Source organism: Candidatus Campbellbacteria bacterium (genome assembly GCA_016699465.1).
In the GTDB taxonomy this organism is placed as follows: domain Bacteria; phylum Patescibacteriota; class Minisyncoccia; order Phycocordibacterales; family EsbW-18; genus EsbW-18.
The window spans coordinates 264775-287415 of sequence record CP064977.1 but is presented as its reverse complement, the minus strand read 5'-3'; the positions used below and the strand labels follow the sequence as shown (position 1 = coordinate 287415).

Annotated in this window: 22 protein-coding genes and 2 tRNA genes; 19 read left to right on the top strand and 5 right to left on the bottom strand. The window is 43.0% G+C overall.

Annotated elements, in window-relative coordinates:
- Window positions 1–9: 9 nt before the first annotated feature.
- A tRNA-Leu gene (locus IPJ70_01540) sits at window positions 10–93 on the bottom strand.
- A 211-nt stretch (window positions 94–304) separates the two neighbouring features.
- Here IPJ70_01540 and IPJ70_01535 point away from each other — a divergent pair.
- Entirely contained in the window at window positions 305–1288 is a 984-nt protein-coding gene (locus tag IPJ70_01535; GenBank protein QQR82774.1) for a ParB/RepB/Spo0J family partition protein, read from the top strand.
- Here IPJ70_01535 and IPJ70_01530 read toward each other — a convergent pair.
- The 3 genes from IPJ70_01530 to dprA form a co-directional block, all read right to left on the bottom strand.
- On the bottom strand, window positions 1285–2787 hold the full coding sequence (locus IPJ70_01530) for a bifunctional (p)ppGpp synthetase/guanosine-3',5'-bis(diphosphate) 3'-pyrophosphohydrolase (protein ID QQR82773.1): 1503 nt from the start codon (window positions 2785–2787) through the stop codon (window positions 1285–1287). The two genes, IPJ70_01535 and IPJ70_01530, sit on opposite strands and share 4 nt — an antisense overlap.
- Before the next feature lie 73 nt (window positions 2788–2860).
- Window positions 2861–5062, bottom strand: a complete 2202-nt coding sequence (gene topA / locus IPJ70_01525; GenBank protein ID QQR82772.1) for a type I DNA topoisomerase — start codon at window positions 5060–5062, stop codon at window positions 2861–2863.
- A 70-nt stretch (window positions 5063–5132) separates the two neighbouring features.
- A complete protein-coding gene (gene dprA / locus IPJ70_01520; protein QQR82771.1) occupies window positions 5133–6035 on the bottom strand; it encodes a DNA-protecting protein DprA in 903 nt (300 codons plus the stop codon).
- Window positions 6036–6092: 57 nt separating this feature from the next.
- Here dprA and serS point away from each other — a divergent pair, with 57 nt between their 5' ends.
- The 15 genes from serS to IPJ70_01445 all read left to right on the top strand — a co-directional run bounded on the left by serS (window position 6093) and on the right by IPJ70_01445 (window position 19454).
- Window positions 6093–7361, top strand: a complete 1269-nt coding sequence (serS, locus tag IPJ70_01515; protein QQR82770.1) for a serine--tRNA ligase — start codon at window positions 6093–6095, stop codon at window positions 7359–7361.
- Window positions 7362–7364: 3 nt separating this feature from the next.
- Window positions 7365–8252: a hypothetical protein gene (locus IPJ70_01510; GenBank protein ID QQR82769.1), complete on the top strand. Its 888-nt coding sequence runs from the start codon at window positions 7365–7367 to the stop codon at window positions 8250–8252.
- Between the two features lie 897 nt (window positions 8253–9149).
- A complete protein-coding gene (locus tag IPJ70_01505; protein ID QQR82768.1) occupies window positions 9150–10103 on the top strand; it encodes a tRNA-dihydrouridine synthase in 954 nt (317 codons plus the stop codon).
- Window positions 10100–11131, top strand: a complete 1032-nt coding sequence (gene dnaX / locus IPJ70_01500; GenBank protein ID QQR82767.1) for a DNA polymerase III subunit gamma/tau — start codon at window positions 10100–10102, stop codon at window positions 11129–11131. Before IPJ70_01505 ends, dnaX begins: the two co-directional genes overlap by 4 nt.
- Before the next feature lie 18 nt (window positions 11132–11149).
- Complete coding sequence (locus tag IPJ70_01495) at window positions 11150–11779, top strand: HD domain-containing protein (protein QQR82766.1); 630 nt, start codon at window positions 11150–11152, stop codon at window positions 11777–11779.
- 21 nt (window positions 11780–11800) lie between these two features.
- A complete protein-coding gene (locus IPJ70_01490; GenBank protein QQR82765.1) occupies window positions 11801–12868 on the top strand; it encodes a quinone-dependent dihydroorotate dehydrogenase in 1068 nt (355 codons plus the stop codon).
- Between the two features lie 53 nt (window positions 12869–12921).
- Window positions 12922–12992, top strand: a tRNA-Gln gene (locus IPJ70_01485).
- A 196-nt stretch (window positions 12993–13188) separates the two neighbouring features.
- A complete protein-coding gene (locus IPJ70_01480; GenBank protein QQR82764.1) occupies window positions 13189–13704 on the top strand; it encodes a GrpB family protein in 516 nt (171 codons plus the stop codon).
- A gap of 1 nt (window position 13705) precedes the next feature.
- A complete protein-coding gene (locus tag IPJ70_01475; protein ID QQR82763.1) occupies window positions 13706–14464 on the top strand; it encodes an HAD-IIB family hydrolase in 759 nt (252 codons plus the stop codon).
- Window positions 14465–14495: 31 nt separating this feature from the next.
- Window positions 14496–14840 (top strand): phosphomannose isomerase type II C-terminal cupin domain, encoded by a 345-nt coding sequence (locus IPJ70_01470; protein QQR82762.1) that lies wholly within the window; start codon window positions 14496–14498, stop codon window positions 14838–14840.
- Window positions 14827–16053, top strand: a complete 1227-nt coding sequence (locus IPJ70_01465) for a hypothetical protein (protein QQR82761.1) — start codon at window positions 14827–14829, stop codon at window positions 16051–16053. The genes IPJ70_01470 and IPJ70_01465 overlap by 14 nt, the downstream gene beginning before the upstream one ends.
- 6 nt (window positions 16054–16059) lie before the next feature.
- The gene (locus tag IPJ70_01460; GenBank protein ID QQR82760.1) at window positions 16060–17967 is read left to right on the top strand and encodes a hypothetical protein; all 1908 of its coding nucleotides are present in this window, start codon (window positions 16060–16062) and stop codon (window positions 17965–17967) included.
- Between the two features lie 6 nt (window positions 17968–17973).
- Window positions 17974–18219 carry a GIY-YIG nuclease family protein gene (locus tag IPJ70_01455; protein ID QQR82759.1) on the top strand — a complete coding sequence of 82 codons (246 nt, stop codon included), beginning with the start codon at window positions 17974–17976 and terminating at the stop codon, window positions 18217–18219.
- A gap of 8 nt (window positions 18220–18227) precedes the next feature.
- Window positions 18228–18959 carry a hypothetical protein gene (locus tag IPJ70_01450; GenBank protein ID QQR82758.1) on the top strand — a complete coding sequence of 244 codons (732 nt, stop codon included), beginning with the start codon at window positions 18228–18230 and terminating at the stop codon, window positions 18957–18959.
- A 9-nt stretch (window positions 18960–18968) separates the two neighbouring features.
- Complete coding sequence (locus tag IPJ70_01445; protein ID QQR82757.1) at window positions 18969–19454, top strand: hypothetical protein; 486 nt, start codon at window positions 18969–18971, stop codon at window positions 19452–19454.
- 7 nt (window positions 19455–19461) lie between these two features.
- On the opposite strand, the gene IPJ70_01440 is transcribed toward IPJ70_01445, so the two are convergent.
- Complete coding sequence (locus tag IPJ70_01440) at window positions 19462–20094, bottom strand: hypothetical protein (protein QQR82756.1); 633 nt, start codon at window positions 20092–20094, stop codon at window positions 19462–19464.
- 44 nt (window positions 20095–20138) lie between these two features.
- Between IPJ70_01440 and IPJ70_01435 the strand changes: the two genes are divergently transcribed.
- From IPJ70_01435 to IPJ70_01425, 3 genes are all read left to right on the top strand, one after another.
- Window positions 20139–21128, top strand: a complete 990-nt coding sequence (locus IPJ70_01435; GenBank protein QQR82755.1) for a CAP domain-containing protein — start codon at window positions 20139–20141, stop codon at window positions 21126–21128.
- A gap of 135 nt (window positions 21129–21263) precedes the next feature.
- Window positions 21264–21905, top strand: coding sequence for a hypothetical protein (locus IPJ70_01430; protein QQR82754.1), 642 nt, complete (start codon window positions 21264–21266; stop codon window positions 21903–21905).
- A gap of 94 nt (window positions 21906–21999) precedes the next feature.
- Window positions 22000–22491 (top strand): hypothetical protein, encoded by a 492-nt coding sequence (locus tag IPJ70_01425; protein ID QQR82753.1) that lies wholly within the window; start codon window positions 22000–22002, stop codon window positions 22489–22491.
- Window positions 22492–22641 lie beyond the last annotated feature (150 nt).

Below are 22641 nucleotides of genomic sequence, written 5' to 3'. Positions count from 1 at the left end.
TTCTGTTTTTGGTGCCGGAGGAGGGACTCGAACCCTCACCCCTTGCGAGACACGATTTTGAGTCGTGCGCGTATACCATTCCGCCACTCCGGCATTTCTCAAATATACTCCGTATTTTTGTCGCTTGCGAGCAATTGAACCATGCTGGAGTGGCGGCCTATCGCACTTCGTTTGGATTCAAAATGAAGCAGTTCATTTTAATTCCACTCCGGCAATAGGCTGATTCTACCAAAGTATCAGTTTTTTTGCTAAACTGTATCTGTCTCCCAGCATTCTGTATACCACATTCAAAATTTTATTTACTATGAGTTTCCACAATAACGCAATTTTTTGGGTTGAAGTAGAAAAGATTGTTCCGAACCCATTTCAGCCTAGACGTTTTTTTGACGAGCAAAAGCTTAAAGATTTATCTGACTCTATTCGTCAGTACGGCGTGTTGCAGCCGCTTGTGGTGACTCGTCGAGAGCAACAACGAGAAGATGGAGGTCTTTCTGTTCAGTACGAATTGATTGCGGGAGAGCGACGACTACGCGCCTCAAAAATGGCAGGAGTTTCTCTTGTCCCTGTTATTATTCGAGACGATGAGGAGAGCGAGCAAATGAAGCTTGAGCTCGCTATTATTGAAAACTTACAACGAGAAGATATCAACCCTATCGAACGAGCGCGTGCATTCGCCCAATTAGCTGAACAGTTTGGTTTGAAGCATGGAGATATTGCACGTAAAGTTGGACGAAGTCGTGAGTACGTTTCAAACACTATTCGACTTCTTCTGTTGTCAGAAGAAATGCAACAAGCACTTTCAGAAGGGAAAATTAATGAGGGGCATACACGACCACTTCTCATGTTAATTGATAGACCCGAAGAGCAAACGGTACTTTTTAAAGAAATTATTTTTAAAAAACTCACCGTTCGTGATGCAGAACAAATTTCTCGCCGTATTGCAGTTGAAAAAGTCCGACGACACGACCGTTTGTATGATCCAGATATTGTTGAGCTTGAAACACGTGCCTCAGAGCGACTCGGAACGCGTGTTCGAGTAGAGCCAAAAGAAGTTGGTGGAAGAATCTTCATCGACTTTGTTTCTGAAGAAGATTTACGAAAGATTCTTGCGGTCCTCAATAACGAAGAGGTGCGTCACGAGCAACCTGTTGATGTGGTGGTATCCGTTGAGCAAGTGGATGTACCTGTAGCTGGTTCTGCAGAAGTAGTCCCAAGTGCCCCCGTCTCAGAGGAGGTTCCTAAAAAAGAAGATGACGATTTATACTCAGTGACAAATTTTTCACTCTAGTCCTTTTTTTCGAGCGCTGCCCGAATATTTTTCTTTGCAAATCCTGTTTTTGCCCAGGTGAGCCATTTGTGTGATGGTTTGCTGTTGTCTTTTGTTTCAACGAACACAACGTCTCCATGATTTAGTTTCGTTGATAGGGCAACGAATTTTCCATTGACACGAGCGCCTGATGCGTGATCACCAAGGTCGGTGTGAATAGAGTACGCAAAATCAATGGGCGTTGCATCAACGGGGAGGTCAACCACCTCACCGTTTGGGGTAAAGACAAAAATACGGTCATTAAAAAAATCCGTACGAAGATTTTTAATGAATGAAAGAGAGTGTTCTACCGTATGTTGAGTTTCGGTGAGCTCATGAATCCATTGTGTCATTGGACTTACACCACTTTGCTCAGGATTGTTTCTTCCAAATAATTTTTCAACCCACGATGCGCTCGACTCTTGTTTTTGCCCAGGCGCTTTTTCTTTGTATCCAACATGAGATGCGATACCGTACTCCGCGATATCGTGCATTTCTTTAGTTCTAATTTGAATTTCAACAATGGCGCCATTTCCTGTAAACACAGTTGTATGTAGACTTTGATACCCATTTCGTTTTGGCATTGCAATGTAGTCTTTGATGCGACCAGGGAGAGGTTTCCACTTACTGTGAATAAGACCGAGAGCGAGGTAGCATTCTTCGATTGTGGTAACAATGATGCGAAGTGCCTCGATGTCGTACACACGATCAATGTTCATATCTTTTTCTTGTAGTTTTTTATGAAGACTGTATATGTGTTTGACGCGGTAATCCATTACAAGTACTGGTATGTGTGCATGAATGAGAATAGTGCGAAGTTCATGAGCGAGTTTTTTGAGTTGTCCAAGATTTTCTTTGCTTTTTTCTTCACGAAGTGCACGTGTGTGTTCGTATTCTTTTGGATACGCAGTTTTAAATGCAACGTCTTCGAGTTCGCCTTTAAGGTTTCCAATACCAAGTCGGTGGGCAATTGGTGCGTAAATCTCGAGCGTTTCCATTGCAATGCGTTGTTGTTTTTCTCGTGGGAGTGAAGAGATTGTTTCTAGATTGTGCAAGCGATCGGCGAGCTTGATTAAGATAACACGAGGATCACGTGCGGTTGCAAGAAAAAGTTTACGAAGAGTTTCAACGTGACGTTTTAATCCGCGGTATTTTAGTTTTCCAAGTTTTGTTACACCGTCAACAAGAAAAGCAACTTCATCTCCAAAACGATCTCTAATTTCCTGAATAGTAATATGCTCAACGTCTTCAACACTGTCGTGCAATAGTCCGGCAGTAATAGTTGTTGCGTCTGCTCCAATTCGTGCGAGGTGACGAGCTGTTTCGACAAGGTGTGTAAAATAGGGCTCTCCTGATTCTCGTTTTTGGTTCGTGTGTGCTTTTTCGGAAAAAACAAATGCATCTTCAATAGCCCGTTTTTCTGTATCGGTAAATGGACTGTGTGATGCTGAAATGATGTGTTGAGCAGTGAGTGATTTCATAGAGTGCGTGTAGGTATGCTCAAAAACCTACACATGTATACAGTATACTCTTTTGCACGTAAAGAAGCAGTGGTTATTTTTTCTTTGTAAAGCGTCGTTTGCCTCTAAATTTCTTTGGTTCTTTCAGAATATCGAGGGCACGTTCGAGGGTAATTGTGTAAACATCGTCTGTTTTGAGAGAACGAAAATCACCGTCGTGTCCAATGTACGGACCAAAGCGTCCAATATTTGCAACGATGTCTTTCTTTGTTTCAGGGTGTATTCCCAGAGTTCGTGGCAAGCTAAGATATGTGAGTGCATCCGCAAGGGTGACAGTGGCAGGATCTTTTTCTTTTGGGATACTCGAACGACGAGGTTTTTTATTTTTTGGTGTCTTGAGTCCGAGTTGTACGTATGGTCCATACGGTCCATCGAGTACAAAAATAGGATCCTGTGTTTCGGGGTGAAATCCAATTTCTTCTGGGTCGGTTACTTCTTTTCCATCTGCGCCACGTGCACCATCACATTCTGGAAAACGTGAGCAGCTCATAAAGGTACCATTGCGTGCTAGTTTCATAACCATAGTACTTCCACACTTTGGACACACGAATTCTTTTGGAGCATCTCCCATGTTGGTGATTTTTTCTGCCTCTTTTGTTTTTTTAGCGACCTCTTGTGCAAAAGGGGTGTAGAACGTACGGAGTGTTTTTTCGTACTCGCGTTTTCCGAGAGCAATATCATCGAGCTCGTCCTCCATTTCTGATGTGAACGAATCGCTGATGTATGATGCAAAATGTTTTTCTAGAAATGAACTTACAACATCACCGGTATCAGTGGGAGTGAGCGTTCTGTTTTCGCGAGTGACATATCCACGGTCATCAAGTGTTTTGATAATAGATGCATACGTCGACGGTCGTCCAATGCCACGTTTTTCAAGTTCTTTAATGAGACCAGCTTCTGAGTAGCGTGAGGGTGGTTGTGTTTGTTTTGCAAGCGCAAGAACCTTACGAAGTGTGAGTGGATCTTTCTCAGCTACATCTGGCATTTCAACATCTTCCCCGCGAGACGCAGGATCTGCAAGAAGCCACCCAGGGAAGAGTACTCGAGAACCTGTTGCAGAAAATGGTGGTACTTCTGTGTCACCAACGGTCGCTGTTATTTTTGTTTGCATCAATTTTGCAGGTGTCATTTGACTACTGACCGCTCGTGCCCAAATAAGATCATACAAGCGTCGTTCGTCATCATCTGAGCCTGCGGTTCGCACTTCTGCGTTTGTGGGGCGAATCGCCTCATGGGCTTCTTGTGCATTTTTACTTTTACTTGCGTATGATGTTGCACGAGCGTATTCTTTTCCAAATTCTTTTGTAATAACCGCAAGAAGTTGTTGTTGTGCTTGTGCTGCAAGATGTGTACTGTCGGTTCGCATGTAGGTAATAAAACCTTTTTCATACAGTTTTTGTGCGGCGCGCATGGTACGCGAAGGGGAGAATCCAAGTCGTGTGCTTGCTGATTGTTGTATCGTTGAGGTGGTAAATGGTGCGCGTGGTTGACGTTGGGTTTCTGTTTCTTTTACGGACGCAACGTGCCACGTACCGTTTTGAGCTTTTTCTACAATGGCGTCTGTTCTTTTTTGATCTCGCGGTTCTTCTTCGCAGGTGAGTGTGAGTTTTTCTTTTTTTTCTGTTTCTACGTCAGCGGTAATAACCCAGTACTCTTCTGGAATGAATGCGCGAATGTCGCGCTCGCGTTCCATAATGATGCGAAGTGCGGGGGATTGTACGCGTCCGGCGGAAAGTCCGTAACGAACTTTTTTCCAAATAAGTCCTGAGAGGTCGTATCCCACGAGTCGATCTAAAACACGTCGTGCTTCTTGCGCCTCGCGAAGGTGGTTGTCGATATCTCGAGGGTGTGCGACGGCGTCTAAAATGGCGTCTTTTGTAATTTCATGAAACGCAATTCTTTTTACTTTTTGGTTGGGTGTTTTTGTTTTTTTATTTTCTAAACCAAGTGCTTGCGTCAAGTGCCACGCAATGGCTTCTCCTTCACGGTCGGGGTCAGTTGCAAGAAGTACTTCATCTGCTTTTGCCACTGCGGCTTTAAGATCGGCAATAATTTCTCTTTTCTCAGGCACAATTTGATAGTGAGGAATAAATCCTCCTTCGATATCGATGGCGTTCTTGTTGCTCTTTGGTAAATCACGCACGTGTCCAACACTCGCTTTCACGGTGTATCCGGCGCCGAGATACTTTTCAATTGTTTTGGCTTTCGCGGGTGATTCAACAATGACGAGTTTCATATATATGTGCAACAAATACTACAGATACGATATAAAAGCAAATGTGCATACATCGTAAATGTGTACGACTTTATACTGTTCGTTCGATTTTGCCAAGTCGTGTAGTGATATATCCTTTGATTTCGAGAGTGGAAATGATGACGTTGATGTGTGCGATTGGTGTATGTGTTGTGTGTGCAATTTCGTCGATTGTTCGCGGTTCGGTGAGATACTGGAGTACCACGTGTTCATCAGGAAGTACATCATCAAATGTTTTTTTACTTACTCCAGTATGTGGTGGGATGCCAAGTGCCTGTAAGATATCTTCAGCACACGTTACGGCTTGTGCACCTTCTCGGAGAAGTGCGTTTGATCCAGCGTGGTGTGGTGAGGTAATTGGTCCAGGAACGATGAGCACGTCTCGGTTATATTCCATGGCGAGACGTGCGGTGATGAGAGTTCCTGATTTTTCGTGCGCTTCAATAATAAGTGTGGCGTGGCACATGCCGGCCATGAGTCTATTTCGTCGCGGAAAACTCCACACCGTCGCGCGTTCTTTTGGAGGAAGTTCTGAAATAAGTGCACCACCAGCTTTTAAAATACGCTGCGCGAGTCCAACATGCATTCGTGGATAGAGTACAGAATCATCTATTCCAGAACCCGGCAGTGCAATTGTGGGTAGTCCAGCAGTGAGTGCTTCTTCGTGTGCGACACTATCAATACCAAGTGCAAGTCCGGACACAATAGCTATTGGATATCCTGCGAGGGAAGATATAAGATTTTGACACACCGTTTGACTGTATGAGTAGTACTTTCGCGAGCCAACAACGCAGAGGAGTCTATATTCTGGCGAGGGAAGTGAACCACGTATAAAAAGAGTACGTGGTGGGTCGGCCATTTCTCGGAGTAATCCAGGGAATGTTCTTTTGCGTATTTCTGTGGGCAGGTATTCTGTGGCGGGCTCGTGCATGGCGTGACCATACCAGATGGGCATAAAATAAACCTAAATTGTGATAGGATATGAACAACTAACCAAGTAGCTTCTATATATATGTTAGATATCAATTTCATTAGGGAAAATAAAGACGTCGTTATTGCAGGGGCAAAAAAGAAACGGGTAAATGTAGATATTGAGCAACTTCTCGCCGTAGATGATTCCCGACGTTCTCTCACAAAAGAGATTGACGATATGCGCGCACAACAAAATGTGGTGAGCGAAAAAATACCGAACGCATCAGAGGATGAGCGTGCTGAGCTCATTAATGGTATGAAGGTACTCAAAGAGACGCTGCAGAAAAAAGAAGAAGAAATAAAAACAGTTATAGAACAATGGCGATCCCTCATGTTGCAGGTTCCTAATGTTCCCGATGTGTCTGTTCCAGAAGGAAACACTGATGCTGAGAATCAGGAAATTCGTGCGTGGGGCAAAAAACCACAATTTGATTTTGTTCCCAAAGATCACATTGAGCTACTCACTTCGCTTGATATGCTTGATCTTGAGCGAGGGGCAAAAGTTGCCGGATTTCGAGGATATTTTCTTAAAGGTGCAGGTGCGGAACTTCAATTCGCACTCTGGCGGTTTGTGGACGATTTCTTTCGTGCGAAAGGCGATTTTATTCCGATGATTGTCCCATCACTTGTTCGTCAAGAAGTTTTTTTGGGTACGGGATATTTACCACAAGGTGAAGAAGATTTATATAAGACACAGGATGGTGAATATCTTGCTGGTACTGCTGAGGTGGCAACAATGGGATACCACATGAACGACATAATGGAAAAGAAAAATTTGCCCATGAAGATTCTTTCGTTCTCAGATGCGTTTCGTCGAGAGGCGGGAAGTCATGGAAAAGATACGCGAGGTATTCTTCGAGTGCATGAGTTTTATAAATATGAGCAAGTAATACTTTGTGAAGCATCGCATACTGAATCAGTAAAATATCACGAAGAGATTCAACGTAATACGGAAGAGCTTACAGAAGCGCTCGGCCTTCATTACCGTGTGGTGGTGAACTGCAGTGGTGACCTGGGCCTTGGTCAGGTTAAGAAATATGACATCGAGGTGTGGTTGCCTTCAGAGAATACGTACCGAGAAACAGGGTCTGCTTCTTATTTTCATGATTTCCAGACACGCCGTCTGAATATTCGCTATAAAGATGATGATGGGAAGTTAAAGTTCGTACACTCGTTGAATAACACAGCACTTTCTGGACGTCCTCTTATTATGATTGTTGAGAACTACCAAAATGCTGATGGTTCCATCACTATTCCTGAGGTGCTCCGACCGTACATGAACGGAAAGGAGAAAATCTCCAAAGCGTAGTCTATGTTCCGTAGGTTTACATCAGAGCGTGTTCGCCAACAGAGACGCAAACGTTTCGTGGTGTTTTCTATTGTATATAGTGCTCTTGCGGTAGCAGTTTTTCTTTTTGTGTGGCAACTTTCGTATGCACCGTTTATACGTATTAATACTGTGATGATTGAAGGAGAGGAAACTGTGTCACGTGCAGAGGTGTTTGCGCAGGTACGTGCAGAGCTTGTGGGTTCATATGGACATCTTTTTTCAAAACGAAATGTCTTTTTGTATCCACGAACAGACATACAAAAAAAATTACGCACAACATTTCCAAGTATAAAAAAAGTATTTGTTGATGTAGAAGGTATGCACACGCTTCGCATTCGTATTGAAGAACGAAAAGGTGTTGCTGTTGCGTGTCGACTACAAGATAACGCGCAGGAAGTATTGGAAGAATGTTATTTGGTTGATGCGACAGGGTTTGTTTTTATTCAAGCCCCTCGTTTTTTGGGTTCATCGTATGTCGTGCATGAGCTTGAGATGGATCCACAACCACTCGGTATGTATGTATTTCCATCAGAGGAATTTACACGACGTGCCTCATTCATCACAGCTCTTGGAAAACTTTCTATGCGTGTAACGCGTATTCGTACTCTCGGGGATGAAATGAATCTCACTGTGATGACACCACAGCGAGGGGTGGTACATTTGTTAGTGCAACGAAACGCACGCTATGATGAGGTGCTCACTAACATACAGACGGTTATTGAGTCAGAAGATTTTAAAAAAGTCGCCGATCTCGGACGAATTGAGTATATTGATCTTCGATTTGGTAACAAGATTTTTTATAAAGAAAAAGAAGGCGAGATAGAAGCTCCTGTCGTACATGAAAGTGTCCCCGAATTGCGCCCTCGGTAATTGAAAAGGGCCCTCCTCTGGTGGAGGGCCCGATGATTGGGGGGTTGCCTAGAAGGCGAGGTGGGGGCGATGGGTGCCCGCGTTGGCGAGGACCTTGAGACCTTGCGGCTTCGGGCCTCCCTGGGGAGGCTTCATCAAGCCGTTCTCGACTGGAGTCCCGTTCACCTTCTTCTTGTTGCGCGTTCCCCGGCGTTTCCTGGGCATTTTAGGTAATGCCTCCTTAATTACACACATACGTAGTGCATGTGTGGAAAACGCATATTGTACTTCCGAAAAAAACTGTACCACTTGAATGTACTCTTTGCAAGTGCTTTGGTTGTCCACACAAAAAGAAAAGGCTGCCCACACGTGTGTGTTCAGCCTCACTGTGCAAACCCGCTCCTTCTACAGAAAGGTGCTTCTTCCGTATCTAGAGACAAAGTTCGCACGCTCCTCGGCTTCCGCGGCATCTTGGTTTGCCCTGGCATTCCGCTGCTCCGGGCTGAGTTCCACAGTGGTCCTTTGCGGCTTATCGCGACCTTCGCGGGTTCTTCGCACAGTCGACCCCTCACGGAACCCCTCGAGGTAATCTCTCGAGTGGAGACGTTCCTCGGGGGGTGTCTTTTGGTTGTATCCGTCACGGAATCCCGCATCTCTTGCGTTGTAATACCTTCCATCGCCACTTGTTGGTGCTCCGCAGTGTGGACACGTGTTACCCATGGTTTACTCCTCCTAGGCTAGTTGCGTCTGCGGGCATGGTACGTCTTGTGACCTGTGCATGCAAGTGGTACGGTATGCACATGTCCCCGTTAGAAATAACGGACGAATAACGTAGGCATATGTACCAAAGTCGTTTATTTAAAAAAATAATAACCTTAGAACAAGGGCAGTGTGTGTCCGTGTCCTATTTCTAACGGGATGTCTTTTTGGAAAAAACTCCCACAACCATTTTTTTGCCTTGCTCCGATGGCGGACGTAACCGATCCGGCCTTTCGGAGGATGATTGCAAAGTATGGAAAACTTGATGTGCTCTGGACCGAGTTTGTTTCTGCAGATGGACTGTTTCGAGGAGGACACGACGCGCTTATTCATGATTTGGACTATTCAGAAAGTGAACGCCCGGTTGTTGCACAATTTTTTACATCAACGCCGGAGTATATGGAAAAAGCTGGAGCACTTGCACGCGAACTCGGATTTGATGGGGTTGATATCAACATGGGTTGTCCTGACGATGGCGTATGCAAACAAGGAGCAGGTGCAGCACTTATGAAAGAACCGAAGTTGGCACAAGAATTAATTTACGCACTCAAACAAGGTGCTGGTGACATTCCTGTGTCGGTGAAGACACGCATTGGGTATACAACAAATGAATTGGAAACATGGCTGCCGACACTTCTTGAAACAAAAGTAGATGCAATCACTATTCATGCTCGTACAAAAAAAGAAATGTCAAAAGTTCCCGCACGGTGGGATACGATTGCACACGCAATTGCACTACGAGATTATTTTGAAAAAGATTCTTCACACGACACGCTTATCATCGGAAATGGTGATGTTGTTGATATGGATGATGCACATGAAAAAGTTATTACGTATGGGTGTGATGGTGTGATGTTTGGGCGAGCCGTCTTTGGAAATCCATGGCTTGGCTCAGATATTCCTCGTCCGGATCTCAAAGGGCGACTTGCTGTTCTCGCTGAGCATACAAAACTTTTTGATGAATTATGTGGGGAGCGAAAGTCCTTTGCACTCATGAAAAAGCATTTTAAATCGTACCTTCATGGTGATGGATATGACAAAAAAATACTCCTCAAGCTTATGGATGCAAAAACTGCCAGTGAGGCGATTGAGGTGATATACTCATACATATGAATACTGTAGCGTTGTACAGAAAATACCGACCGCAGGCCTTTGATGAGGTCCGTGGTCAAGATCATGTGGTAAAGGTGCTTCAAGGCGCTCTTGAACAACACCACGTTGGACATGCGTATCTTTTTACAGGCGGGCGGGGAACAGGAAAAACATCCGTTGCGCGTATTTTTGCGCGTGCCTTGGGTACACATGACACCGATTTGTATGAAATTGATGCAGCAAGTAATCGTGGTGTTGATGATGCTCGAGCTCTACGTGACGCGGTTGCAACGTTGCCGTTTCATTCACCGTACAAGGTATATATTATTGACGAGGCTCACATGCTTACCAAAGAGGCGTTTAATGCACTTTTGAAAACACTCGAAGAACCTCCTGCACACGTTATTTTTATTCTCGCAACGACAGAGCTTCACAAAATTTTGGATACCATTATTTCTCGATGTGAAGTGCACACCTTTAAGCAACCAACACGTGACATGCTGAAAGAACACGTGGTGTCACTTGCAAAAAAAGAAGGTTTTACCCTTGAGCATGCAGCAGGAGATTTGATTGCACTTCTTGCCGAAGGGTCATTTCGTGATGCGACAGGTATTTTGCAAAAAGTTATTTATGCATCATCAGATAAAAAAGTAGGTGTTGATGAGGTGTCTCTTATCACGTCGGCTCCCCGCGCTACTTATGTGAATGCTCTGGTGACATCGTTGCACACAGGAGATCCTACAGGAGCGCTTGATGCGTTACATACAGCAGCACATGAAGGTGTTGATATGAACGTGATGAGTAAACTTGTATTAGAAAAACTTCGTGCCATTTTACTTCTCCGCTATGCTCCAGATATGAAGAAACAGTTTAGTGAAGAATTTTCAGAAACAGACATGGCGTTGTTGCACGAATATGCTACTGCACAACCTGCACGTATTACGTCGACAACTCTCGCACGATTTCTTGATGTACACACGGCTATCTCACGAGCGTATCTTCCACACTTACCCCTTGAACTTGCAATTATTGATTCGACGACAAAATAGTCGATAGAGAATTTTTCTATGAAAAAGAAGACCACGAATAAAAAAGACGTATATCAGAGGACTGTTGATTTTATTTATGAAACAAATATTCACAGTCAGACCCCTCGATCGGGTTTTTGGTTTTTAGGGAGTGGTTCACAATCAGTTGCGGAACACCTTTTTCATGTAGCGATGATTGGATACGCGCTGGCTTATTTTGAACCGAAAGCAAATAGAGAAAAGATTGTATTAATGTCTTTATTTCATGACATAGGAGAGGGGCGTACATCAGATCACAACTATGTACACCAGCGATACGGCAGACTTGCTGAACCTGAAGCAGTGAAAGATATTGCCAATAGTGTGCCATTTGGTGCTGAAATTCAAGAGCTTTTTGAAGAAGAACAGGCACGAAAAACATTGGAGGCTCAATTGGTAAAAGATGCAGACCAACTTGAGTGGATGGCAACACTTCGTGGTGAAGAAATAAAAGGAAATGTGAAGGCAAAAAAATGGATAGCTGTGACACAAAAACGTTTGAAAACAAAAGCGGGCAAAAAACTTGGGCGTCTACTAGCCACAACACACCCAGACTCATGGTGGTTTGATGAAAATGATTCTTGGTTTGTTGATAGAAATAAAAAAGATCAAAAGTGGAGTAAAAAATAATCCGAATTTGTTTTTTCTGGTATGTCGTTCTACAAACTACTCTTAAAACCGATACTTTTTCAACTCGACCCAGAGAGGGCGCATGACCTCATGGTTGCCCTTGGTGAGTGGTTGGGACATGCAGCTTTCGGTCGTGCTCTGGTTCGTTTTTTGTATGGCTACAGAGGGTCTGTTATTTCAAAGACACTAGACGGTATTACCTACACAACACCATTTTTGCTCTGTGCTGGTTTTGACTACAATGGTCGTTTGACGCGAATCTTGTCATCAATTGGCATGAGTGGGGAAGAAGTTGGTTCGGTAACTGCACGGGCCTCGGCAGGTAATCCAACTCCACGGCTAACGCGCCTCATTCGTTCGCAGAGTATTTTAGTTAACAAAGGACTTCGAAATGATGGTGTTGATGCAATTATCAAACGACTCAAGTCGCAACCACGAGAAAAGGGATATGTTGTGGGTATCAGTATCGCACGAACTAATGACGCACAGGCAGCAAGTATTGAAGAGGGTATTGCAGACTATAAGTATTCACTTGAACGGTTAGTTGCTGAAAATGTTGGCGACTTCTATACGATAAACATTTCCTGTCCGAATGCGTTTGGTGGAGAAACATTTACAACTCCAACACTCCTAAAATCTCTTCTCTCGGAACTTAAAACGGTCAAGCATTCAAAGCCAATGTACGTGAAGATGCCCATTAATCTTCCGTGGAATGTGTTTGAAGAACTACTTACCATTATTGATACACTCGGTTTCTCGGGTGTGGTGATAGGAAATCTCAATAAAGAGTACAATTCTTTGACACACAGAGATGAGGCACCAGAAAAATACGCGGGTGGTCTAAGCGGAAAGCCGTGTGAACAATTGTCTAACGGACTTATCCGAAAGACACGAGAACGCTTCGGTACAAGGTTTACCATTTTTGGGTGTGGTGGTGTTCTGTCTCCAGAAAGTGCCTTAGAGAAATTCAATGCCGGTGCGGACATGATTCAAATGGTGACAGGACTTATTTTTGAAGGGCCATCGCTAGTGAAGCGAAGTTGTCGTGCGTATGCACATATGTCTAACACTGCGGGCGGGCTTGGCTAAAGGCGTTTTAAAAGATATAGTGTTTTGGCTGGCATGGGTGCTAGTGGTTGTATTGCCGGGTCGTCTAATGGTAGGACATCAGGTTTTGGTCCTGAGTATCGGGGTTCGAGTCCCTGCCCGGCAACAAATATTAAAATAACTGGCACAGTGCCAGTTATTTTAATATTTAGTCTGCTAGTGTAGATAGGGACTCGAAAGCCGGAAGAAAACAGTTTAGTAAACTGTTTTCTGAGGCGGGGTTGCGAGTACTTAGGATTTTAACCGCGAAGCGGGTAAAATACTTAGTAACTCGTGACCGAGTCCCTATCCCGGAACAATTTATGATTAAAGAGTCTCAAGAATACTATCTGTCAACTCTCCCTAATGGAAAGATGATTGAAGTAAAGCCGTTTGATCCTCAAGTTCAAAAGGTAGCAAATAAAATTATAGAGGAATTACACTCTGTTTTACCTACCCTTCCGCTACATTTTGGCGGTGCTGCAGCCCTCGGTATCGCTGGGCAAAATGACATTGACATCATAATACTCTGTACTCCATCGGAAATTAATATGTATCGAAATGTTGTGGAAAACCTTTTCGGAGCTCCTTCGCGAATAACTAAGTCAGTTAAATGGCAGTTTCAAAGAGATGGTTTTGATGTGGAACTATATATGACTGATAAAGATTCTGATTCAACTAAAGATCAAATAAAAATATTTGAGTTATTGTCAAAAAATAAAAAACTGTGTACCGAGTATGAGCAAACAAAACTCCCGTACGGAATGATTGATTTTAAAGAATACATGAGAAAGAAATATACATTTTTTAATAAAGTTTTAGAAGAATACAAAAATTAGTATGCCCTCAGCACAACTCATCGCGTTTGATATTGATCAGACCCTCACGGAATCAAAAACAACCATTGATACGGAGATGGCCGAACTCTTGTTGCACTTGATACGAGAAAAAAAGGTTGCAATAGTTTCAGGTGCGCCACTTTCTCAGTGTCTTGAACAGGTGGTTAATAAATTGAGATGTACTCTAGAAGAGCTACAAAATATTTTTATCATTCCAACAAATGGTGCAGCATTGTATACATATACACATGAATGGACCCCGATATATCAAGAACTATTAACTGAAGAAGAAAAAAAATCTATTTACGATGCATTTGAACAGGCGTTTATTGCAACACATTTTGAAAAAGACGAAGAACACACGAAAGGGGAACTTGTTGAAGACAGGGGATCACAAATAACATTTTCAGCATTGGGAAGTGAAGGTCCTCTCGAATTTAAAATGAAGTGGGATCCAGATTTTTTAAAACGAAAAGCAATGCTTGTTGTTATGGAACCACTTCTTCCACAGTTTTCAATGAGTATGGGTGGTGCGACATCGATCGATGTAACGCGAAAAGGAATTACAAAAGCGACGGGGCTTGCTCATCTCGCTCAGTATCTCGGTATTCCTCTATCGGACATGTTGTACGTTGGAGACGCCCTGTTTCCTGGTGGTAACGATGCATCGGTGATGTTTCTTGGTGTTCAAACAGTTTCTGTAGAGGCCCCGGGATTGGATGATACTAAGAATCTTCTTAGGGGGTGGATTACTTCCTGAAATTTTTGAAGAAAAAAGGTATACTGTGTACATGCAAAAACCATTTGATGAACAGCGTCCGTGGGGTTCATTTCGTCAATTTACAACCAGTGAACCAGTAACGGTGAAAATTCTGCACGTTAATCGTGGCGAACAACTTAGTTTGCAACATCATACACAGCGTACTGAATTCTGGCGCGTACTATCTGGAACGCCGCGCATTACTATTGGAAATGAAATACGAGAGGCACATGGCGGAGATGAGTTTGAAATTTATACAGGCGTGGAACACAGAATATCTGCACCCAACGATGATGTTGAATGTTTGGAGATTTCATACGGGACATTCGATGAACATGACATTACTCGTGTAGAAGACAAGTATGGTCGTACGTAAGAAAAAAACACTATCAAGGAAAAAAACGAAGCCAATCAAAAAAGTGGCCTCGCGAGTGTCTAAGCGCCGGGTGGTTGTAAAGAAAAAAATAACGCCGAAGAAAAGAGTTGCGGTATCAAAAAAACGTATAACAAAACGTGCACCAAAAAAGCGCACTACGAAACGCATACCGAAGGTTATACATGCAAAAAAAGGACACCCGCTTACGTTGATACGTCACGCACAAAATCCAATTATCGCCCCATCACAACATTTTTGGGAATCAAAGTGGGTGTTTAATCCAAGTGCGATTCTTCATGATGGAAAAGTACACCTCGTGTATCGTGCTGTTGGTGGTAGTGATATTTCCATGGTTGGATATGCCCATAGTTCAGATGGTTTTACCGTTGATGGACGATACCCTGAGCCAGCGTTTTTTCATCGCAATACACCAGCGGGAGATCGCTCAGAGTTCAAAATTCCACACTCATCCGGAGGTGGATTTTGTGGGGGTTCAGAAGATCCGCGCATTACCCTTATTGGTGATCGTGTCTACATGCTCTTTACAGCTTTTGATGGATGGAGTTCTATTCGTATTGCACTGACGTGGCTTGAACTCTCATATTTTCTTAATCGTATTTGGAAATGGAAAAAACCTGTGTTTATTTCTCCTCCGAATGAGGTGCACAAAAATTGGCTTCTCTTTCCAGAAAAAATTAATGGTAAACATGCGGTGTTGCATAGTATTGCTCCAGAGGTATCTGTTGCGTACGTTGATTCTCTTGATGAATTCGATGGGACAAAGTTTATTAAAAGTGCATACAAGAGTGGTGCGCGTCGAAAAACGTGGGATAACTGGATTCGTGGTGCTGGGCCATCGCCAATAAAGACAGAGCATGGTTGGTTGGTGTTGTACCACGCAATGGATGTAAATGATCCGAATCGCTACAAACTCGGCGCAATGCTTCTTGACCTCAATGATCCTGAAAAAGTCTTGTATCGCTCGTCTCAGCCGATTCTTGAGCCTGATGAGTGGTATGAAAATGAAGGATTTAAAGCAGGGGTTATTTATGCGAGCGGGGCGGTTATCAAAGATGGACTTCTGTTTGTATACTATGGAGGTGCGGATACGGTATGCTGTGTTGCTGTTGCTGATGTAAAAAAATTTCTTGCAAAACTCATGACGGGAGAGAAGTCAAAACTTACACGAAGAAAAAATAAATCCTCACGATAGATTCTCATGTTTACTGTTAAACGTTCACCACACAATCCAATCATTAATCCCATTAAGCACAATCCGTGGGAGGCTTTTGCGACGTTTAATTGGTGTCCGACCGAATATCGTGGGACGTCTGTTGCATTGTATCGTGCTATGTCTGAAAAGATTTTTTATGAAGGTCAGCATTTACATATTTCAACTGTCGGTGTTGCGCGGGGACATGATGGAATACATTTTTCTTCTCGAGAACAACTTATTACGCCAGAGTATGATTGGGAAAAATTTGGGTGTGAAGATCCTCGAGTAACAAAAATTGGAAATACGTATTACATTTTTTATACAGCACTGAGTACATATCCTTTTTCAGCAGAAGGTATTCGTGTTGCTGTTGCGACGTCAAAAGATCTTAAAACAATTGAACACAAACATCTCGTTACGCCGTTTAATGCAAAGGCGATGGCACTGTTTCCAGAAAAAATAAATGGAAAGTACGCAGTTATTTTTTCTGCACACACTGATAGTCCTCCAGCAAAAACAGTTATTGCAACCTGTAACAGCATCGAAGAATTGTGGACTCCTGAGTATTGGGAAAAGTGGAATGAAGATATCGAGTCACGACGAATTGAATTGACACATAGGAGTGGGGATCACACGGAGATTGGTGCTCCGCCCATTAAAACGTCAAAGGGTTGGCTGCTTATCTATTCTCATATTCAACATTACGGTGAAGATAAGATGGTATTTGGGATTGAGGCGGCACTTTTGGATTTACAAGATCCGCGAAAAGTTATTGGACACACACAGGGTCCACTGATTACGCCAGAAGAAACGTACGAAAAATATGGGCAAGTGATGAATATTGTGTTTCCGTCTGGAGCGTGTGTAAAAAAAGGACTGCTCCATATTTATTATGGCGCGACCGATACGACGTGCTGTTTGGCAACAGTAAAACTAAAACATCTCCTCGATAGTCTTGAACGTGGTGCGACCGATCGATTAGTTGTTCGTTTTGATTCGAATCCTATTATTACACCAACACAAAATGCGTGGGAGAAAAAGGCAACATTTAATCCAGCCGCTATTCAACTGAAAGGAAAAACACATATTCTGTATCGTGCCATGGGTGATGATAATACGTCGGTGGTTGGGTATGCATCGAGCGCAGATGGAGAAACAATCGATGAACGACTTGTAGATCCTGTGTACGTGCCACGAGAATCTTTTGAACGCAAAGGTGTTCCTGGTGGAAATTCTGGATGTGAAGATCCTCGCATAACACAAATAGGAAAGACGTTGTATATGTGTTACACCGCGTATAATGGGATACAGCCACCAGCTGTTGCTATTACCCACATTCAAGAATCAGATTTTTTGGCACACCGATGGACGTGGTCATCTCCACAAATTATTACATTGGATAATGTGGATGATAAAGACGCATGTCTTTTTCCAGAAAAAGTTGATGACAAATATCTTGTATTTCATCGAATGGATAACATGATATCTGCGGATTTTATTGAGTCACTTTCAGTTATTGGTGAACGGTTACCAAATCGAGTGCAAATTTTGGCGCCACGTCCAGGAATGTGGGATGGGGTAAAGGTCGGCATTGCATCGCCACCTATAAAAACAAAAGCGGGATGGTTGTTGTTGTACCACGGCGTTTCGGAAACCTCGACATATCGTGTGGGGGCAGTTCTTCTTGATCTCAAAAATCCAACAGAAATAATATCGCGTACCGCGGCACCAATTTTACAGCCACGTGAATGGTATGAAGTGAATGGACAAGTATCCCACGTCGTATTTCCATGTGGAGCAGTTGTTCGAAGAGACAACATATATATCTATTACGGAGGAGGAGATTCGGTTGTTGCGGGAGCAGTCGTGTCTTTGAAGAAACTTCTTGAAATCCTCACAGTGTCTATCTAGAGGGTGATGACGTATTTCGTGTACATTCTCGAGTGTGCAGACACAACATTGTATGTTGGATGTACCAACAATATTGAAAAAAGAGTTCGAGAGCACAACGTGTTAAAAAGTGGTGCGCGGTACACAAAAATTCGCAGACCTGTCGTGTTGCGGTATGTGGAAGAGTACAAAACACTCGCAGAAGGTCGTGCGCGTGAAGCGGAACTCAAGCGATTGCCTCGAAGTAAAAAATTACACATAATCACTTACTAAAAAAATCTATGTTTAAACAAGCAATCCCTCTCGGTATTCTTACAGTTGCTCTTATTGCGGGGTGGTATGCATACACGACAGTTAAACAAGTGGCACTTGTTGCGTGCACTGAAGAAGCAAAGATGTGCTCAGATGGTTCTTCTGTTGGACGCGTAGGGCCTCGATGTGAATTTGCGCCGTGTCCAGCAAACGACACAAGTGCGACTGGAACACCGCAAAGTATTGGGTGCACAAAAGAGATGAAAGTGTGTGCGGATGGCTCTACAGTTGGAAGACATGGACCATCATGCGTATTTGACGCATGTCCCAATCCAGATATTTCTCCAGTTGATCCTGTTGCGTGTACGATGGATGCAAAACTATGTTCTGACGGTAGCGGTGTTGGTCGTACGGCGCCTTACTGTGAGTTTGCGTTGTGTTCTGACGAAGGTGCAATTTCAGGAAAAGTGACGGTTGGTCCAATATGTCCAGTTGAACGACTAGGAGTATCGTGTACGGTTCCTGCGGAAGCATACACATCTCGTGAAGTTATTCTGTATGCAAATAATGGAACGACAGAAATTGGACGAAGACATTTTACGTCATCGGGTACGTACCAATTTAATGCACCAGCCGGGTCATATGTTATAGATATTCCACATCAAGCTGTTGGCGGTAGTGGTGATGTTCCTAAAAAAATAACTGTGAGTGCAGGAAAAATAGTTTCATTTGATTTTTCAATTGATACAGGTATTCGATAATAAGCATGTATGGAAACAAACTACATTCAAAAAGAAAACAAGGTGTGGTTGTGGGCACAATCATTTGCATTGTTGGGTGGGACCGTGTTTGCGTGGTCGAACGTCGTGACGCAGTTCATTGATTTTTATGATGTGTATGGAACGGTGTTTCGTTTTCGTGATTGCACTATTCCAAATCCTCTTGGTACGGCTTGTTTGTATGGGGCGGTTGCATTTTTCGTCGCTTTTGTATGGTCGCTACGTGTACTACAGACACTCAATGGTACGCACCAAAAATATTTAAAAAACTTCCTTATTTTTTGCGTGCTTTTTGCAGCATCAGTGTTCTCACTTGAGGTCGCTGAGTATTACGCACTCATTCCTGCAGGGACACCGTCTGTAAGTTGTACCCCAGGGGCACATCCACTCGCAACACCTTGTTTTTATGGAATGCTTTTCTTCATTGCATCACTTACCTCAGCAATTGTCATTACTCGCGAAAAACGGTACGTATAAGAGGTGCCTATTTTTTTCTTGGTTTTTTCCACTCAACTATTTTCCCAGCAGCTATTTCAACAGCATCTGCACGACGAAGTGTTTTGAGCATGTGTGTGGTGAGGATGGTTTCGTGTGGCGAACGAATTATTTCATCTTCAATGTTCCACATGTCTCTATTGGATGTAAGCCACTCGTCTTCAAATTGCAACATATCAAAGGGTTTTCGTGAGTATCGTCGTAGTGTTTTGTGTCCGCTGTTTATAAAGTATTCATTAAAATAGGACATGACAAGCTCACGAATTGTTTTATATATAGGATCTCGATACCGTAATACGGCGTGGTTTGTTTTACTGATAGCTCCCCAGTAGTTGTCTTGTTTGAAAAGCGTAACAACGTGATCGGTGTCATTGGTGGGTGTTTCGAGATCAAGGAGCAGCGGTTGTTGTCCGTGGTACCACAAAACACTTGCGGCAAACAAAGCGCCCTCTAAACAGTGCGCCGTGTTATCGGCGAGTACTTTTCGTGGAGATCGACACGTGCTTCCGTGAGGCTCAAAATTAAAAGGAATAGTGTTAAGAAAATCTTGTATTTTTGCAGGTGTGTTGAGCTTCTTAAAACACACAAACTCGTTGCGTAACGTTTTTGGAAAATGCTTCATACTACTAGTGTAAAGCATGATTTTTAAAATGATATACTGACATTATGAAGCGTATATTCTTTCTTTGCACACTTCTTGGTCTCTCAGTTTTTTTGTATATGTATCGACAGGATAGTGGAGTCGTTGTACAACCGGTGAGTACCACTGTTGCAGATACTTTTTTGAATACAAAAGATACGGCGCTTTCTGTGCACAAAACTGTACAAAATACGGTACAGAAAACTATTAATACGTTTATTGTGCGTACAGAAGAAGCTCCAGAAATACAACCGCGCACGAATGTTACGCTCGATACAGTACCAACTGAAGCGCCTGTGGTATCGGGAAAAGGGCCGGCATCTCTAGAGGTATTTTCGGATCCTATAAAAAATCTTGCAATAACTGTGAATGGTACGATTGCACAAACAAATTACTATCGACGAAAGGAGGGACTTCCTGGGCTTTCTTCAAACGCATTACTGACACTTTCTGCGCAAAAAAAGGTAGATGATATGTTCGCACGACAATATTTTGAGCATGAGTCACCTGTGGGGGTTGGATCTGATGATTTGGCTCATAGTGTTGGCTACGCGTATGTTATGATCGGTGAAAATTTGGCTCTCGGAGAATATGCAGATGATTCGGAACTGGTTCAGGGATGGATGAATTCTCCAGGACATCGAGAAAATATTCTTAATCCAAAATATACCGAAATTGGTGTTGCTGTTAAGAAAGGGATGTTCAATGGGGACATGGTGTGGTTGGCGGTGCAGGAGTTTGGGCGTCCTGCGTCGGATTGTCCTGGGGTAAGTGGGGTATTAAACGTGCGTATTGAGGAGGGTCAGTTGTTGCTTGAAAAATTACAACAAAAACTTTCAGACATGCGTACTGATATAGAAACCACAACTCCTGCGTCTGGGTCGGTATATACACAAAAAGTTGATATGTATAACACACTTGTTCATGAGTATAATGTTTTTGTACAACAATCAAAGAAAGATGTTGAAACATACAATGCACAAGTAAAAGCGCATAATGTATGTGTGGGTGAGTAGCGTGTTCTTGTATTGACGCCCTAACAAAAATATATTTTAAGTGCGTTTTTTGGATTTGTGTGTAACACGCACAATGGCAATGTGTATAGTATAAGTATGTTCACATATTAATGAACACTAATATTAAAAATAGTTATGAAAAATAAATCGTATACAAAAATATGTGCAGGACTTGCACTGTCTCTGGTATTAGGAGTTGGTCTTTTTAGTGCTCTAGATGTGAAGTATGCTCACGCTGAAACAAGCAATACAAATTCATCAGCACACATTGAGGAGCTTCAAAAAACATTGGAGTCACTTCTTCAAAAATTAATCGAATTGCTCACCAACCAGTTTGCGGTTTTGAGTAGTCAATCAAAAGAAACACACACTAGTTCAAAAGATGACTGTGCCACAAGTACAACAAACACAAAGGGACTTACAGAACTTGAGGCAACTGTATACACCAACGAAACACTCATTAAAGTTGAGTACAACGGTGCAAAGGACATTTTTACGACGAGCTCAACAAGTACAACTGATATAGTTCAGGATGTTCTTGCTGAATACGCGGACCTCACGCTCACTAAGGTGCAGGACATGCTTAACGTACATCATGAAAACCGAGCAAGTAAGGCGAGTGACAAAATATGGTCTGGAAATAGTGCCGTAACCAACACGTGTAACGATGACGCTAAGGATAGTAAGGGTAACGATGACCATGATAGTGATTCTGATAACGGACACTCTGCCACAAGTACCAAAGAGAACCATGGTGATGACGATGATGATAACTAGGTAGGTATATTACTACACAAAAGCCCCGCAACAGCGGGGCTTTTGTGTAGTAATATGAGTGTATTAGTATTTCCTTATTTTCTATACCCATTGTATGAAAAAAGTACTTTATATATGTCTTGGCCTCGTGGTTTTGTGTGGAGGGGTGTATGTATTTTTGTCTCAAAAGACGCAGGTGTCGGACATTTCGTTACCTGAACAACAATCCGTTGAACAACCTGTCGACAATGGGCGCGTCCGTGCTCCTGAAGATATCGTGCTTGGAGTAGGGAAAAAAGGTGTTGCTGCCGGAATGACGATTACATTCAACAAGCTTGTTTCAGATAGTCGGTGTCCTGCGGGCGTACAGTGTGTATGGGCTGGTGCTGTAACTGCAAATGTGACACTTGAAAGTGGGATAGAAAAAACGATAGTAGATATTGCAAGTAATAAAGAGCCAATAGTGTTTGCCGGATACCTCGTATCTATTGTTTCAGTTGTGCCTGATAAAGTACAGGGAGGTATCGTTGATTTGGAAAAGTATGTTGTAATGTTCCGCATTGCTCCGGAAATAGGTGCCGGTAATTCTATTCCTGCGAACATTTAGTTTTTGAAAGCCCCGTCTCGTTGTTGATGGAGTTCCTTGGGAATCCAGGTCTCAAGGATGAAAAGTTATACACAAAGTACTGACGCGAAGAATGGGGTGGATGGTATGCTATATGAGATATGGTTTTAGCTGGTGGAGTTGTTTAACTTA